This window comes from Salinicoccus sediminis (assembly GCF_000986795.1).
Lineage (GTDB): Bacteria > Bacillota > Bacilli > Staphylococcales > Salinicoccaceae > Salinicoccus > Salinicoccus sediminis.
Genome location: NZ_LAYZ01000002.1, coordinates 118,700 through 133,478, shown reverse-complemented (window position 1 = coordinate 133,478; position 14,779 = coordinate 118,700). Strand labels below are relative to the sequence as shown.

Annotated in this window: 16 protein-coding genes; 9 read left to right on the top strand and 7 right to left on the bottom strand. The window is 50.2% G+C overall.

Annotated elements, in window-relative coordinates; translation table 11 throughout:
* Positions 1-47 precede the first annotated feature (47 nt).
* Positions 48-488, top strand: a complete 441-nt coding sequence (locus WN59_RS04495) for an acyl-CoA thioesterase (protein ID WP_046513323.1) — start codon at positions 48-50, stop codon at positions 486-488.
* 1 nt (position 489) lies between these two features.
* On the top strand, positions 490-1,338 hold the full coding sequence (locus WN59_RS04490) for an SDR family NAD(P)-dependent oxidoreductase (RefSeq protein ID WP_046513320.1): 849 nt from the start codon (positions 490-492) through the stop codon (positions 1,336-1,338).
* A gap of 243 nt (positions 1,339-1,581) precedes the next feature.
* On the opposite strand, the gene WN59_RS13800 is transcribed toward WN59_RS04490, so the two are convergent.
* Both WN59_RS13800 and relB read right to left on the bottom strand, forming a co-directional pair.
* Positions 1,582-1,779, bottom strand: a complete 198-nt coding sequence (locus tag WN59_RS13800) for a hypothetical protein (protein ID WP_046513318.1) — start codon at positions 1,777-1,779, stop codon at positions 1,582-1,584.
* A 28-nt stretch (positions 1,780-1,807) separates the two neighbouring features.
* Complete coding sequence (gene relB, locus WN59_RS04480; RefSeq protein WP_046513315.1) at positions 1,808-2,014, bottom strand: type II toxin-antitoxin system RelB family antitoxin; 207 nt, start codon at positions 2,012-2,014, stop codon at positions 1,808-1,810.
* A gap of 180 nt (positions 2,015-2,194) precedes the next feature.
* On the opposite strand from relB, the gene WN59_RS04475 reads away from it, so the two are divergent.
* The 4 genes from WN59_RS04475 to nhaC all read left to right on the top strand — a co-directional run bounded on the left by WN59_RS04475 (position 2,195) and on the right by nhaC (position 6,630).
* Entirely contained in the window at positions 2,195-3,391 is a 1,197-nt protein-coding gene (locus WN59_RS04475) for a glycerate kinase (protein WP_046513312.1), read from the top strand.
* Complete coding sequence (locus tag WN59_RS04470; RefSeq protein ID WP_046513309.1) at positions 3,391-4,764, top strand: SLC13 family permease; 1,374 nt, start codon at positions 3,391-3,393, stop codon at positions 4,762-4,764. Before WN59_RS04475 ends, WN59_RS04470 begins: the two co-directional genes overlap by 1 nt.
* Positions 4,765-4,877: 113 nt before the next feature.
* Positions 4,878-5,078 carry a hypothetical protein gene (locus WN59_RS04465; RefSeq protein ID WP_046513306.1) on the top strand — a complete coding sequence of 67 codons (201 nt, stop codon included), beginning with the start codon at positions 4,878-4,880 and terminating at the stop codon, positions 5,076-5,078.
* Between the two features lie 82 nt (positions 5,079-5,160).
* Positions 5,161-6,630: a Na+/H+ antiporter NhaC gene (gene nhaC, locus WN59_RS04460; protein ID WP_046513302.1), complete on the top strand. Its 1,470-nt coding sequence runs from the start codon at positions 5,161-5,163 to the stop codon at positions 6,628-6,630.
* A gap of 40 nt (positions 6,631-6,670) precedes the next feature.
* On the opposite strand, the gene WN59_RS04455 is transcribed toward nhaC, so the two are convergent.
* Positions 6,671-7,294 (bottom strand): SDR family oxidoreductase, encoded by a 624-nt coding sequence (locus tag WN59_RS04455; protein WP_046513298.1) that lies wholly within the window; start codon positions 7,292-7,294, stop codon positions 6,671-6,673.
* Positions 7,295-7,355: 61 nt separating this feature from the next.
* Positions 7,356-8,174 carry a ZIP family metal transporter gene (locus WN59_RS04450; RefSeq protein WP_046513294.1) on the bottom strand — a complete coding sequence of 273 codons (819 nt, stop codon included), beginning with the start codon at positions 8,172-8,174 and terminating at the stop codon, positions 7,356-7,358.
* Positions 8,175-8,283: 109 nt separating this feature from the next.
* Between WN59_RS04450 and WN59_RS04445 the strand changes: the two genes are divergently transcribed.
* Positions 8,284-9,165, top strand: coding sequence for an EamA family transporter (locus tag WN59_RS04445; RefSeq protein WP_231577112.1), 882 nt, complete (start codon positions 8,284-8,286; stop codon positions 9,163-9,165).
* A gap of 161 nt (positions 9,166-9,326) precedes the next feature.
* Positions 9,327-10,229, top strand: coding sequence for a VOC family protein (locus WN59_RS04440; protein ID WP_046513288.1), 903 nt, complete (start codon positions 9,327-9,329; stop codon positions 10,227-10,229).
* A gap of 62 nt (positions 10,230-10,291) precedes the next feature.
* On the opposite strand, the gene WN59_RS04435 is transcribed toward WN59_RS04440, so the two are convergent.
* Positions 10,292-11,416 carry a M24 family metallopeptidase gene (locus tag WN59_RS04435; protein ID WP_046513284.1) on the bottom strand — a complete coding sequence of 375 codons (1,125 nt, stop codon included), beginning with the start codon at positions 11,414-11,416 and terminating at the stop codon, positions 10,292-10,294.
* 92 nt (positions 11,417-11,508) lie between these two features.
* On the opposite strand from WN59_RS04435, the gene WN59_RS04430 reads away from it, so the two are divergent.
* The gene (locus WN59_RS04430; RefSeq protein WP_046513281.1) at positions 11,509-12,114 is read left to right on the top strand and encodes a hypothetical protein; all 606 of its coding nucleotides are present in this window, start codon (positions 11,509-11,511) and stop codon (positions 12,112-12,114) included.
* A gap of 29 nt (positions 12,115-12,143) precedes the next feature.
* Here the strand turns inward: WN59_RS04430 and WN59_RS04425 are convergent, their stop codons facing one another.
* Positions 12,144-12,692, bottom strand: a complete 549-nt coding sequence (locus WN59_RS04425) for a sugar O-acetyltransferase (RefSeq protein ID WP_231577111.1) — start codon at positions 12,690-12,692, stop codon at positions 12,144-12,146.
* 48 nt (positions 12,693-12,740) lie between these two features.
* The gene (locus WN59_RS04420) at positions 12,741-14,696 is read right to left on the bottom strand and encodes a S9 family peptidase (RefSeq protein WP_046513277.1); all 1,956 of its coding nucleotides are present in this window, start codon (positions 14,694-14,696) and stop codon (positions 12,741-12,743) included.
* Positions 14,697-14,779: the final 83 nt, after the last annotated feature.

The window sequence follows — 14,779 nt, the reverse complement described above, 5'->3', positions numbered from 1 at the left end:
CTATAATGGGATGGATAGATGTAATAGGAAACGAGAGGTAATAGACGATGGAAAAAGGATATGTTGCAGAAAAAGAAATCCAGGTCATGTACGCAGACACCGACATGATGGGGGTCATCTACCACGGAAGTTATATAAAATGGCTCGAAGTCGGCCGGATGCAGCTGATCGCGGACGTCGGCTACGATTACGTTGCCATGGAACGCTCTGGCTACTACGCCCCGGTCTACAACGTCAACATCACCTACAAGAAATCCCTTAAGTACGGCGATCGTGCATTCGTCAGGACATGGGTGGCCAAAAACACCGGCATGCGCACGGATTACGGGTTTGAGATCGTCAACGGCGACGGTGATGTATGCACATTCGGCACGACGACACACATCGTCGTAAAGAAAGTGAACGGTGAATTCAAGCCCGTCGCCTTCAAAAAGGTCTTCCCGGAATGGTTCGGCAAATATGAGCAGATCAAAGTGGATGAGGAATAATATGGGAGATAGGACACTCGCCATCACAGGCGCCACTTCCGGCATCGGGAGAGCCACAGCCGAAGCACTCACAGCGGATTTTGATGAAATCATCCTGCTCGCCAGAAACGTGGTGAAAGCCGAACTGCTGAAAAAGGAGCTGAGAAGCAGTAATTCTGCTTTGAAGGTGACAGTCGTGGAATGCAACCTGGCAAGCCTTGCAAGCGTCGAAAAAGCGGCACTTCACATACAGGAGAACTACGACAGGATAGACTGCCTGATCAACAATGCAGGTGTTGTGTCACTGTCAAAACAGGAGACCGCGGACGGTTACGAGCTCATGATGGGGACAAACTATCTGGGCCACTACCTGCTCACGCATTACGTGATGCCCGTCCTCTTGAACAGCAGCGCACCGCAGATTGTGATCGTCTCATCCAACGCGTACGCCTTCACCACCCTGAAATCGGATTATTTCAAGGGAAAAGGCAATCCGATGCAGCTGTACGGCCGTTCAAAACTGGCCACACTGTATTTCATGCAGGAACTGCATGAGCAGTTCAGCCCCAAGGGGCTCAGAGTCACCGCCGTCCATCCCGGTGCAGTCGCCACAAACCTCGGCAAGACACAGCAGAATGAAAAATTCGGCAATCTGGTATACGGCGTCCTGAAGCCATTCTTCCTGTCACCGGAAGAAGGCGCGGAGTCCACCGTGCTTGCCGTGAGAGATAAAGAAAAATATGCCGGCATGTACATGCACGCCGGCAAAGAGATCAGCCTGAAGCCGCACGGCAGTAGTTATTACGCCAGAAAAAGGCTGATCGGAGACACCATATACGAACTGTATTTCGATGGATTCATGGAAAGGTAAGAGCAGATCTCCAGCGTTTCATCTGATATCATATAATGAACTTTCAGCAAAAATGAGGGAGGCTGGGACATAAGTCCTGAAGATATATAAAAATAATCGATTATACTTTAAAAGCCGGACGTTAGACTTCCAGGGGAATAGCATCTGCGTGAGACTACAGGCTCACGCGATGCCCCAGAAAAGCTAACGTCCGGCTTATTTATGACGGGAATAGTTTTGTCCCAGCCTCCCCCTTTTACATGCTCAATCTTTCAGGTCTTCACTTGCCGGGAACTTGTTATTTAAAAATCTATATAAATTGAGCTGTATAACTGCAACAGCAACCCAACTTATCATAAACACAAAAATGCTGTTGCTGATTCCAGGGAAATTTAAAAGAAGAATTACATATAAAACTGGAATAATTATACCGGTCCAGGCTTTCTTGTTTTCATTCGACATGGTGTTCAACCTCAAGTTACTTTTCAACTTAGTTCAGTCCATACGCTTCGGGACTTTCATAATATTCTTTGATGGCTTTGCGGTAGGACTCCAGATCGATATCATCTTCAATCCTGTCCAGCGCGGCTTCTTTGATCAGCTGGGCGACGCTTATGCCGTTCGACTGTGCATAATTGGCGATGATTTCCTTATCTGCTTTCGACAGGCTTATCGTAAGCGTTTCGTTCTGAGTCATCTTTAACACCCTCCATATAAAGCAGTGTAACATACAGCATTTTTTCTTCCGAGACTTTATTTCGAATTATGAAAACGCTTTACTGGAATTTAACCGATTATTAATTTTCCTTTAAGCCTCCTCAAACCATCCCTGTGTAGATTAGGTACCAATAAATATTACAGATGGGAGAGATTGATTATGAAAGTAGTTGTCATACCTTCAGGCTTCAAAGAGAGCCTGAGCTCTGAAGAAGTCGGTGCGGCGATTGAGAAAGGAATAAGGCAAGTGAATCCCCAGCATAAAGTGACTGTGATCCCGATGGTGGATGGCGGGGAAGGATTTGTGGAGACGATTGTTAAACTGAAGGAGGGCCGCGTGATTCCGACTGAAGTTGTGGGGCCGGTGGGAAAAAGGATTGATTCTTTCTTTGGATTGTTTACTGAAAACGGCGTGAAGACTGCGGTGATAGAAATGGCAGCAATCGCGGGACTCCGCCATGTGCCGGGTGATAAGAGAAATCCGCTGAAAACAACGACTTACGGCGTGGGTGAGACGATCATCAAGGCCCTGGACCATGGTGCGGAGCGCATTCTGATCGGCTGTGGTGATTCAGGTACTTCCGACGGCGGCGTTGGAATGGCGCAGGCAATCGGTGTGACATTCAAAGATGTTGAAGACAGTGAAATCTTCGTCGAAGGCGGCGGGGAAATCGATAAGATCCATTCCGTGGATATGTCCGGTATCGACCCGAGGATTCATGCCACGGATATTGATGTTGCCGTCAACTGGAAGAACGTACTTTGTGGTGAAAATGGTGTTGCCCACGTGTTCGGACCGCAGAAAGGGGCTTCGCCCGAAGACGTGAAAAAACTTTCCGAAAACCTCGATCATCTGGCCGAGCTGATTTTCAGGATGACTGGTGAAGATCTTTCCAAAGCAGACGGCGGTGGTGCATCCGGCGGACTTGGTGCCGGCCTTGTCGGATTCACAGGTGCAGTACTTCATCCCAGGTTCGATATCATCCGGAAATATGTCGAGATTTCCGATGCGATACAAAATGCAGACCTTGTCATCACTGCAGAAGGATGCATCGATTTCCAGACACCCAATGGTAAAATCCCGTCTGAAGTGGCGCGCATTGCCAAAAGCCATAACAAACCGGTCATCGCCTTTGCGGGTACCATCGGCAGGAAAGCCGAAGTCAATTATGAGAGCGGCATCGATGCGTTCACGAGCATCATCCCGAAACCGGCAACGCTCGAAAAATCCATGACAGATGCCTCAAAATGGCTGCAGAGATGCACGGAAAGCGCCTTCAGACACCTTGCGATCGGAATCACCCTCGCCGAAGCAATCAATGAGAATGGCGGCAAGGCTATGAAGGTAAGATCCTGATGTCCTCGAGAAATATCATATTACTCGGTTTATTCACAGGGTTTTCAATCGCAGTTTTCTTTGCCGGTGACCTCGGGTATGCAGGGAAATTAAGTCTTGTCATATTTTCCTTGTCGCTTGGAATGTTCATATTCTCCAATATTCCCGCCGGGCTCGCAGCCTGGCTGTCCCTGAGCGCAGGTGTCCTGCTCGGACTCCCTCAGGATATTCTGTTCACATCCTTCAGCCAGCACGTCGTATGGCTGATGATCGGGGCTTTCATCATTGCAGCAGTTCTGGAAAAAAGTGGATTGCTCGAACGTCTTATCAGGTGGGTCAGGCAGAACTGCTATTCGAAAGGACGGATCACTCTGTTCACCTTTGTGCTGGTACAGATACTGTCTGTCATAATCCCCTCCACCTCGGGCAGGGCATCCGCCCTCCTCCCTGTTTACCGGGCGTTCAGCAGACAATTTGAAGGAAGTAAAAAATTCTTCGGCCTTGCTGTGCCGGTCCTGATCCTGATGGGAGCGAACCTGACGCTGATTGGCGCAGGCAGCCATATCATCGGCATCGGCATACTGGAAGGCCAGACCGGACAGAAAATAAGCTACATGGAATTCCTGGTCTACGGCTTGCCGTTCGGAATTTTGATCGGAGGAATCTCCCTCTACCTTTTGTCAAAATGGTATTTGGAAGACATGGAATTTTCCGAGGTTGAGAACGAAGAGGGCGGCAAAAAACCTTTTTCAGCTCAGGAAAAGAAAGCATCATGGCTTATCGGCATCACTCTTGTCCTCTGGCTGACAGAAGCATTGCATGGTTTCGACATCGCATTCGTGACTATGCTGATGGCAATGATCATGATGCTGCCCCAGGTGGGTCTGATCAGATGGAAAGAGGGAATGAAAAGTGTTTCCTGGAGTCTCATATTCTTTGTCGCCGGCGCCACCCAACTCGGTGAACTGCTTGTCACATATAAAGTCACAGATTTCTTCCAGGATAGATTTTTAAACCTGTTCGATACGGTTGATGCCAATGATGAATTCATCATGCTCATGCTTATCATCCTGATCAGCGTCACCTCACACCTGTATATCACAAGCCATACAACACGTGCAGTCGTGTTCATACCCGTGCTCCTCATATTTTCGGAGATGTTCGGACTGAACCCGGTCGCAGTCGTCTTCATATCTCTCATCGGCATCAACTACTGTGTGACATTGCCGGTCAGTTCAAAAGCACTGCTGATCTTCTACGAAGAAGACGACAGACCGTTCGGGACACGCGATCTTGCCAAAATCAGCATATGGCTCATGCCGATCTACATCGCATTGATGATTGCCATGTATTACGTTTTCTGGCAGCATGTGGGGCTTGCTTTGATGGGCTGATTAATAGACATGTATCCTGTTCATCAGATACATGTCTATTTCCATGTGAAATTTATTTATATTATGTTATTCTTGGGCATCAAAGTTCATACATACTGGAGGGTTCCTGAACCATGGATATATTAATAATGATCCTGTATGTCATTTTCGGATTTTCTTTGTTCCTGCTCGGCTTCACTTCCATCCTGGCGCTCCTCAGGCTTCTGAAAATATGGGGGCCGGATGGTGTCAATGCCTATAAGCTGTTTGTGATTAACGCCGTGATTTTCACCGTATCGATTTTAGGGCTGGTCCTGCTTTATAATATTTCCTGAGGAAAACAGTTTAGTTCTAAATTTTTTGAAATTTCTTTCCACCCATTACTTACTATTGTATAATCGTTCCGAGGTGGGAAATATGGATAATACGAATGAAAATGTAAAACAGGAATTCAATTTTTTTGTGGCTTTACTGCCGCTTGTGCTGATGATAGCGGCGATGGGGATTACGGTGGTCTGGCTCGGTCAGGACCCGCATATCCCTCTTATTTTTGGTACCGCTTCCGCAGCGGTTGTCGCAATGATTCACGGCTATAAGTGGGATGATATAGAAAAGATGATGTTCAAAGGGATACGTCTTGCCCTTCCGGCTATTGTCATCATCATGCTGGTCGGTCTGATCATCGGTTCATGGATCGGCGGCGGGATTGTCGCAACGATGATCTACTACGGTCTTGCTCTGATCAGCCCGGCACTGTTCCTTGTGACGATCGTCATTCTGTGTGCCATCGTCGCGCTGTCGATCGGCAGCTCATGGTCCACCATGGCGACTGTCGGCGTTGCTGGGATGGGCATCGGCCTGAGCATGGAAATACCGGCTGCGATGATTGCGGGTGCGGTCATTTCCGGTTCGTATTTCGGCGATAAGATGAGTCCGATGTCGGACACGACGAATCTGGCGGCCGGCCTTACGAATACGAATCTTTTCGTACATATCAAGCATATGTTCTATACGACGATACCCGGACTCATCATCGCGCTCATCGCCTTCTTTTTCCTGGGGCGTCAGTTCGGGGGAACCGGGGCGGCATCACAGGAGGAAGTCACCGGCATGATGGAGGCGCTGAGGGAGAACTTCGTCATTTCCCCATGGCTGCTGCTGGTACCGGTGATCATGATCCTCGGTATCGTGCTCTTCAAGATGGCGGCCATCCCAGCGCTCGTCGTCGGAATCATACTCGGTTTTCTCTGCCATCTCTTTGTACAGGGCGGGGACCTCGGGGCTGCGGTCGGCGCGCTGCAGAGCGGGTACGTCATTGAAACGGACAATCAGATGATCAACGACCTGTTCAATAACGGTGGCCTGCAGGGTATGATGTTCACTGTGTCAATGACTGTCGTAGCGATGACTTTTGCGGGCATACTTGAATACAGCGGCATGCTGAAATCCATCATGGCCCAGATCATCAAAGTTGCCAAAGGCACTTTCGGTATGGTCGGTTCAACGATTGCTGCCGCCTTCACTACAAATGCAACATGTTCCGAGCAGTACATTTCAATCGTCGTACCTTCACGCATGTTCCTCCGGACGTATATAGAAAAGAATCTGCACTCCAAAAATCTTTCCAGGTCCCTTGAGGATGGGGGGACGCTCACATCCGTCTTCATCCCGTGGAATACTTGCGGCGTCTATATATATGGTGTACTCGGAGTTGCTGCATGGGAATACGCCCCCTTTGCAATCCTCAACTTCACAGTTCCGGTGATTGCACTGATCCTTGCTGCTACAGGCATTGGCATTGAGAAGATTACCGATGAAGAGAAGGATTCGTTCATCAGGAAATATTACAGTGATGATACGGATGAAGAGGCTATCGATCCAGTTTAGATACTAAAAGAACTCTCCGGACCGGAGAGTTTTTTTAGTATCATATGCTTTCTTCCACGGGCGTATCGCCTTCGATGAGATTGTAGACTTTATTGGCCGGCTGGTTCTTATCGATGGCATGGACGAGTACTGCCGCCACATCCTCACGCGGTACATTGCCGACTTCCGGTTCGCCTTCGAACAATTTCACCCTGCCGGTGCCCGCTTCATTCTGCAGCATGCCCGGACGGATGATCGTATAATCCAGCCCGGATGCTTTGAGGTGTTCATCAGCACGGTGCTTGGCGTACATATAATGCTTGATCTGATCTGCGTTTTTCGGATCGCCGGCGCCGATGGAACTGACGATGGCGAAGTGTTTCACGCCGGCTTCCCTGGCGTTGTCCACTGTCTCGATTGCACCTTCCTGGTCGATGACAATCGTCTTATCCGCCCCTGTACTGCCGCCGGATCCTGCAGCGAACACTACGGCCTCCATATTTTCAAATGCATGGGAAAAGTCTTTTTCCAGATCCGCAAGCACTGTTTCAATGCCTTTGTCCTTAAATTGGCCGACCTGTTCTTCCTTGCGTACCATCGCCACCGGATCATGGCCTTTTTCTTTCAGCTTTTCCGCAACCTGATGGCCGATCTGTCCATTCGCACCAACTACAAGAACTCTCATTTAAAAATCCCTCCATTTTAGTATACATTCATATATACCTCGATTCACAGGGAGTTAAACTTTATCCGAGCGCGACATCCAGGATCATCATGAGTGTAAAACCGATCATGAGGCTCATGGCCGCAACATCGGAATGACCATTTTTCTGGGTACTCGGTATCACTTCCTCAACGACCACAAAGATCATCGCGCCGGCTGCGAGACTGAGCGCATACGGAAGAACCGGGGACATGAGTGATATGGCAAGCACACCCACCATTGCCGCCATCGGTTCTACGATTGCCGACATCCAGCCAAAGAAGAAGCTTTTCGTCCGTGACATGCCGTCCCCTCTGAGCGGCATGGATACAGCCATGCCTTCCGGGATATTCTGGATGCCGATACCGAGTGCCAGTGTCGCTGCACCGGCGGCAAGCGTTGCAGGATCTGCATTCGAGGCGATTGCCCCGAATGCGATGCCGATCGCCATGCCTTCCGGAATGTTGTGGAGGGTCAGCGAGAAGACAAGTAGTGTACTCCGCCGCCGGTTCCCCGCTCCTATCCCTTCCATCCGGTCATCCGGTGCGTTCCTGTGTGTATGGGGGATCATTTTATCAAATCCATAGATGAAAAATCCGCCCAGGAGGAAACCCACGGCAGCCGGGAACCATTCTCCGATGAAGTGTCCCTGACTGTTTTCAATGGCCGGCGACAGCAGCGACCAGAAGCTCGCCGCAATCATAACCCCACCGGCAAAACCGAGCATGATATCCAAAAAGCGTTCGTTGACCTCCCTCGTCAGAAAGACGAAAGCTGCGCCCAGACCTGTCATACACCAGGTGAACAATGTCGCAGTGAGTGCCTGCTGCCAGGGCTCAAGCGCCATAAATATTTCAACCATTCATATGTTCCTTTCATTTCTCAATTCATTCATATGGAAATTATACTCCATAATGGCGTATATTATCTATAATATGAATTATACAGATAGACCACGGGGGTGTTTGTACGTGAGAGCGGGTTTGGCACCATTTATGATTCTGAGCGCTGCGGTGCTCTGGGGGACGGTCGGCACAGCGAAGACATTTGCACCGGCAGGCGCGGACAGCATATCCATCGGCGCGATGCGTCTTCTCGTCGGCGGCCTGGTCCTGATGGCAGTCGCCATTCTGATGGGTAAGATGACTTTGAAAGGCTGGCCTCTGAAAAGCGTGCTCCTGGCCGCCCTTTCCATGGCGCTGTTCCAGCCGTTCTTCTTCATCGCAGTCAGTCTGACGGGAGTCGCGGTCGGCACAGTGACGGCGATCGGCAGTGCACCTGTATTCTCCGGCATGATTGAATGGGTGGTCTTCAAGACCCGGCCGGCCGGTGTCTGGTGGCTCTCCACCTTCCTTGCTGTGACAGGCTGCATCATACTCATGTTCAACAGCAGTGCCGTCACCGTCGATCCGCTCGGCATACTGTCGGCACTCGGCGCCGGGGTTTCATTCGCCTCATTCACAATCCTGAACTCCGGACTCGTGAAAAACCATCATCCGATCGCCAGCGCCGCAATCATATTCATGACCAGCGCCATCATGCTGTCCCCTTTCATACTTATATACGACAGCTCATGGCTGCTTGAAACGGAAGGCTTCCTTGCCGCCATGCATATCGGTGTACTCGCCACAGGGCTCGCCTATTACCTCTTCGCCGTCGGACTCAGAAACGTCAAGTCCTCGACGGCTGTCACCCTGTCCCTGGCAGAACCCTTGACAGCCTCCCTCCTCGGGGTTTTTCTCGTCGGGGAAATACTCGATAGCTGGTCATGGACGGGGCTCCTCATGCTGCTAATGGGCATCGTGCTCCTTGTAGTGCGACCGTGGAGAAAAAGAGCAGGCGCTGAAGCATAACAGTTCTCCATACAAGAAGAATCTCCTTTCACCATAGTGTAAAATGTAATATAACGAAGTGGACATTAAGCACCTGATAGTGAAAATTGCAGACTTTGAAGCCATGTTCATGTTTTTAGCAGTCAACACCGTAAAAATTCATTGGCAAGGAGGAAATACTGATGAACTATCAAAGAATCGTCCCTCATTTATGGTTTGATGATGAAGCAGAAGAGGCAATGGCATTTTATACGGAGGTTTTCCCGGAGTCCAAACATATCCATACTTGTGTATTTCCGGATACACCCTCCGGAGATGCTGAGCAGATAACGTTTGAACTGATGGGCTACCGTTTCATGGGCATAAACGCAGGCCCGTATTTTACCAAGAACCCCGCCATTTCATTCCTGGTGACATATGCCCCCATTGAACTGGAACAGATGGAAGCCGTCTGGGAGAAGCTTTTGGAAGACGGAAAAGCACTCATGCCGTTTCAATCCTATCCGTTCAGTGAAAAATACGGATGGGTGCAGGATAAATATGGGGTTTCATGGCAGTTTTTAATGACGGATGAGGCGCAAGCGGGAAGAATGATCCCTACTTTCATGTTCATTAATGACAATCTGGGTAAAGCCGGGGAAGCACTGGAATTTTACACGAATATTTTTAAAGGTTCAAAAACGGATGGAGTCTACAACTATCCGGATGGGATGGAGCCAAACCTCCCATCACATGTAATGCACGGCGAATTCGAACTCGAGAACCAGCACTTTTCCATAATGGATAGTGCAGAACAGCATGATTTCAATTTCAATGAAGGTATCTCTCTGATGATAAATGCAGAAAACCAGGATGAAATTGATTATTACTGGGAAAAGCTGTCCGCTGTGCCCGAAGCAGAAGAATGCGGCTGGATCAAAGACAGATACGGGGTCTCCTGGCAGATTCTGCCGAAAGTTATGGACGATATGGCAGAACATGGTACACCTGAACAAATCGAAAGGTTGACTGCTGCATTTCTCAGGATGAAGAAATTTGATATTGCAGAGTTGGAACGGGCATTTGAAGGAATTAAAGAGAATTGAACCCCACAGGTACGGGGAGACAGAAAAGAGGCAGTCCCTGCCAGATAAGGACTGCCTCTTTTCTATACTTCTATCGTTATGCTTTCAATGTCTTTCGGGAATGATGTGAGGACCTCTGTCTCATCATCGATGTACAGCATGTCCTCGATTCGCACGCCGCCGAACCCGGCTTTGTATACGCCCGGTTCGATGGTGATGACATGGCCTTTTTGCAGTTTGTCCGTATTCTGTGAATCAAGCGACGGCTGTTCATGCAGCCCAATACCGAGGCCGTGACCGATGCGGTGGGTGAAATACTCCCCGTACCCGTCGTTTTGGATTTCATCCCGCGCCACTTTGTCGAGTGTGTTCATCTGCTCGCCAAGACGCGACTGGCTGATGCCGGCCTTGTTCGCTTTCAGCACTGCGTTGTATATGGCCGCCTGTTCTTCGGTCGGCTCCCCGATGATGAAGGTGCGGGTCATGTCGGATACATAACGGTCTTTGGTCACGACACCGAAGTCGATGAGCAGGAAATCTCCCGGCTCCACCACCGTGTCGCCGGATCTGCCGTGCGGCAGTGCCGCATTTTCCCCTGCCAGCACCAGCGGCCCGAATGACACGCCGGTTGCGCCGTATTCCTTCACCTTCTGCAGAAGGAAGTCCGCAATCTCTTTCTCACTCTTGCCGGATACCGGTCCATTCACAAGGTCGGCGAGTGCTTTTTCAGTGATATCCACCGCTTCCTGCAACTTTTCTTTATCCGCTTCATCTTTTCTGCCGCGCAGCGCATTGATCTCCTTGTCCACCGAACGGATCTGGTCTGCCGTATAGTTATCGAGCAGACGCTGGTAGCGGTCATATATCATGTGCGCGCCTTCGATGCCGATTGTTCCCGCCTGTGCCTGGTCCAGGTGCTCGAACAGCCTGTCAAACGGATCCTCTCCGTCATTGTGCGGAAGATGATTCGTCACGGTCGCCTGGCTATTCACGATTTCCTGGTCCAGCGCCGGATACATCAACGCAGTGTCTTTCGTCTTTACATCAATGAGAAGCGCAAGCAGCCTTTCATGCGGCTCTATGAAACATCCGGTGAAGTAGAAGACATTCACCGGATCGGTGATCACAACCGCATCCACATCGAGTGATTCTGCCAGTTTTTCCACTCTTTTTACATATTTTTCAGTAATGGTAACCATCCCTTTCATTGGTCTTTATCCCAATATACCATAGATTCCATCGTTATTAATTTACAGGAACTTGTGCTAATATGTCACTAATGAAACACGGAGGCCTGTCCATGTCCAAATTGATCGCCTATCTGAAAGATATCCACATAAATCTGAGTAAAAGCCTGGAAATCCCGCCTTTCATCACGATATCACTTCTAATCCTCTATACCCTCATATCAGGTGTGTTCGGCCATATCATCGGGATGGACCTCTTCGCCGATGACTATCAGCCGTTCACGCCCGGGTTTGAAATCTTTTCTCTCCGGATTGCGATACTCCTACTGTACATCATCCTGAACATCGCTTTCCTTTATCTGATGATACTCTGGTTCAAACGGGAACGGATGAGGATCCCTGTGCTGCTGTCGTATTACGCAATCGTCACCACAGCAGTATTTTTCGCAAGTCTCATCCTTTTCTCCGCCGTACTCGGGCTGTATCATTTCTTCGGGATGGGGGGCCACACCGTCTTCATAGTATTCGGCGCTTCCTTAGTTGCCATCTTCACGGTCCTGAACCTCTACCCGGGGTATCTGTTCTACCTGGCAGTGAAGGAGCGGCCGATCGATATCTTCTGGCCGTTCATGATGTACATCGCCGGGATCCACCTGATCTCCTACCTTCTGTTCAGACTGTGGGGCGCAGTGGATACGCTGAGTATGTGGGTGGCATGAAAAATGCCGGGGCTCCCGCCCCGGCATTTTTACGTTTCCACACTTTTTATAGGACGGCACGGATTGCCGGCCGCCACCATATTGGCGGGAATATCCTTCACAACCACCGAACCGGAACCGATGACCGCATTCTCCCCGATGGTCACACCGGGGTTCACCGTCACATCTGCCCCGAGCCATACATTATCTCCGATATTGATGGTTCGGGCATATTCTTTTCCGGCCCTGCGCTCTTTGGGGTCCAGCGGATGATTGACGGTGATCAGTGATACGCCGGGGCCCAGGAAGACATCATCCCCGATGTTGATCGGTCCGACATCAAGCAGCACACAATTATAGTTGGCATAGAAATTGCGCCCCACTTTGATATTGATGCCATAGTCGCAATAGAACGGCTTCCGGATGCTTATGCCTTCCGCCCTGTAGCCCATCAGCATTTCCAGGATCTGCGCTTCATTCTTTGCCTCCGGCCGGTTGTATTCGTCCATCAGCTTTTCTGCATTCTCACGCAGATGCTTGAGCGTCGGGTCGCCGGGATCATAATATTCGCCGTTCAGCATCTTTTCTTTTTCAGACACGCTGTCACCTCATCCCTTCTTTATTTCCCGGGAAATCCCCGAGATGGATCAGTCAAGATACTCTTTGAACCATTCCGTGAGATGGTTCAGCCGCTCCACCCTGAGATTCGGCTTCCCTGTCCTTGACAGATTATGGTCTGCATCCGGGAAGCGTACAAACCGTGTTTCTTTTTTCTGATACTTGAGTGCGATGTACAGTTGTTCCGCCTGCTCCATCGGGCATCTGAAATCGCGTTCACTGTGGAGGATCAGAAGCGGCGTCTTGATATCATCCACATATTTGATCGGTGAATGGTGCCACATCGCATCGATATCACTGAACTCGGCCTTGATCTGCCAGTCGCTGAAATAGTAGCCGATATCGGAGACACCCCGGAAGCTCACCCAGTTGCATATGCTGCGCTGTGTCACCGCCGCTTTGAACCGGTCCGTATGGCCGACGATCCAGTTGGTCATGAAACCGCCGTACGAGCCGCCCGTCACCCCGAGGTTCTCCCGGTCGATCCAGCTGTATTTCCCGGTGATGCAGTCGACGCCTGCCATGATGTCCTCATAGTCGATGCCGCCGTAGTTGCCGCGCACGGCATCCACGAACTCCTGCGAGTAGCTGTGGGAACCGCGCGGATTCACAAAAAGCACTCCGTAGCCGAGGGAGGACAGCACCTGCATCTCATGAAAGAAGGTATTGGCGTAGAAGGCATGCGGACCGCCGTGAATATTGGTGACGACAGGGTATTTCCCGTCTTCATCAAAGTTCGCCGGCTTCATGAACCAGCCATGCACTTCAGTGCCGTCGCCGCTTTCAAAACGGATATCCTCCGGATCGGCAAGCTCTGTATTCTCCTCATATTCCTTATTGAAGCCGGTCAGTTTTTCAAGGTTTCCTGAGCCGTAATCGAACCTGTAGAGTTCACCCGGCGAGTCATGCCTTGATATGGTTAGCATTGCATGATCAGCCTCTGCATCCATCCCGTAGATGTGATGCCTGCCGGTGAGCAGCGGTTTCACTTCACCGTCAATGTTCCCTCCGTACAGGTTCACACTGCCGTTTTCGGATACGACGAAGACGAAGCGTTCATCAGAAACCCATTTTGCAGGCACCATCTCCACCGACTGCTGCGTGTCTGCCGCTGCATAGTCGCCGACCGGCTTGTCCAGTTGCCCCGTGAGCTCCTGCAGCGTGCCCGACGCTGTATCGTACAGCATTATAACGCCATGCGTTGCATTCTCAAACTCGCGCCCCATATGGGTTATGAGGAGATTCGAACCATCCGGTGATAACGCCGCATCCAGCACGATCCCCTCGCCTTTTTCAATCTCCACCGGTACCTCTTTCCCCTGTTTCATATACAGTTTCTGGCTGAAATTGAAGTCCGGTTCGTCGCTCCGGTCAGTCGTATAGATCATAACGTCACCGGCTGCCTCCACAAGCGTGAAGTTCTCTTCGCCCGACAGGAGTGTCGTGACTTCCCGTGATGCGATGTCGATTGTTCTGACAGCCTGGTACTTCTCTTTGAGCAGCCCGAGGCTGTCGGCCTTGTATTTCATCCGGTCGATGACGACAGGCTCCGGCTTCCTGTCCTTTTCATCTTTCTTATCTTCTGCCCGGTCTTCTGCATCCTTCTCAATCGAGACATGATAGTGGACCGATTTCCCGTCTTTGGAAAATTCAGCGCTCGTGACACCATCCGCCTCTTCGGTCAGCTGTTCCCGTTCCCCGCCTGCGGCCCGGAGCAGGAATACCTGCTGCTTTTCTTCTGCTTTGGCGATGAATAAAGTGCCCGCGCCGTCCGGCGAATGCCTCACATTGGAAATACGTTCATGCTGGTATGTAAGCTGCACGTTCTCACCATTATGATGGCGGTACAGATTCGTCCGATATTCGTTCTTCTCTTCATCAAGCGTCGTTACAAGATAGGTGACGGCCCCCGTCCCCGGCACGATTGCCGGTGATGAAACGGAGCTGATTTTGTAAATGTCCCCGATTTCGACTTTGTTCTTCATCATGCATCCCCCCTAAATTAAGAAAAGACTGAAAGTTTCAGTCTTTTCATCCAGTTTATCACGAGGTTATCCAATTTTCCCGC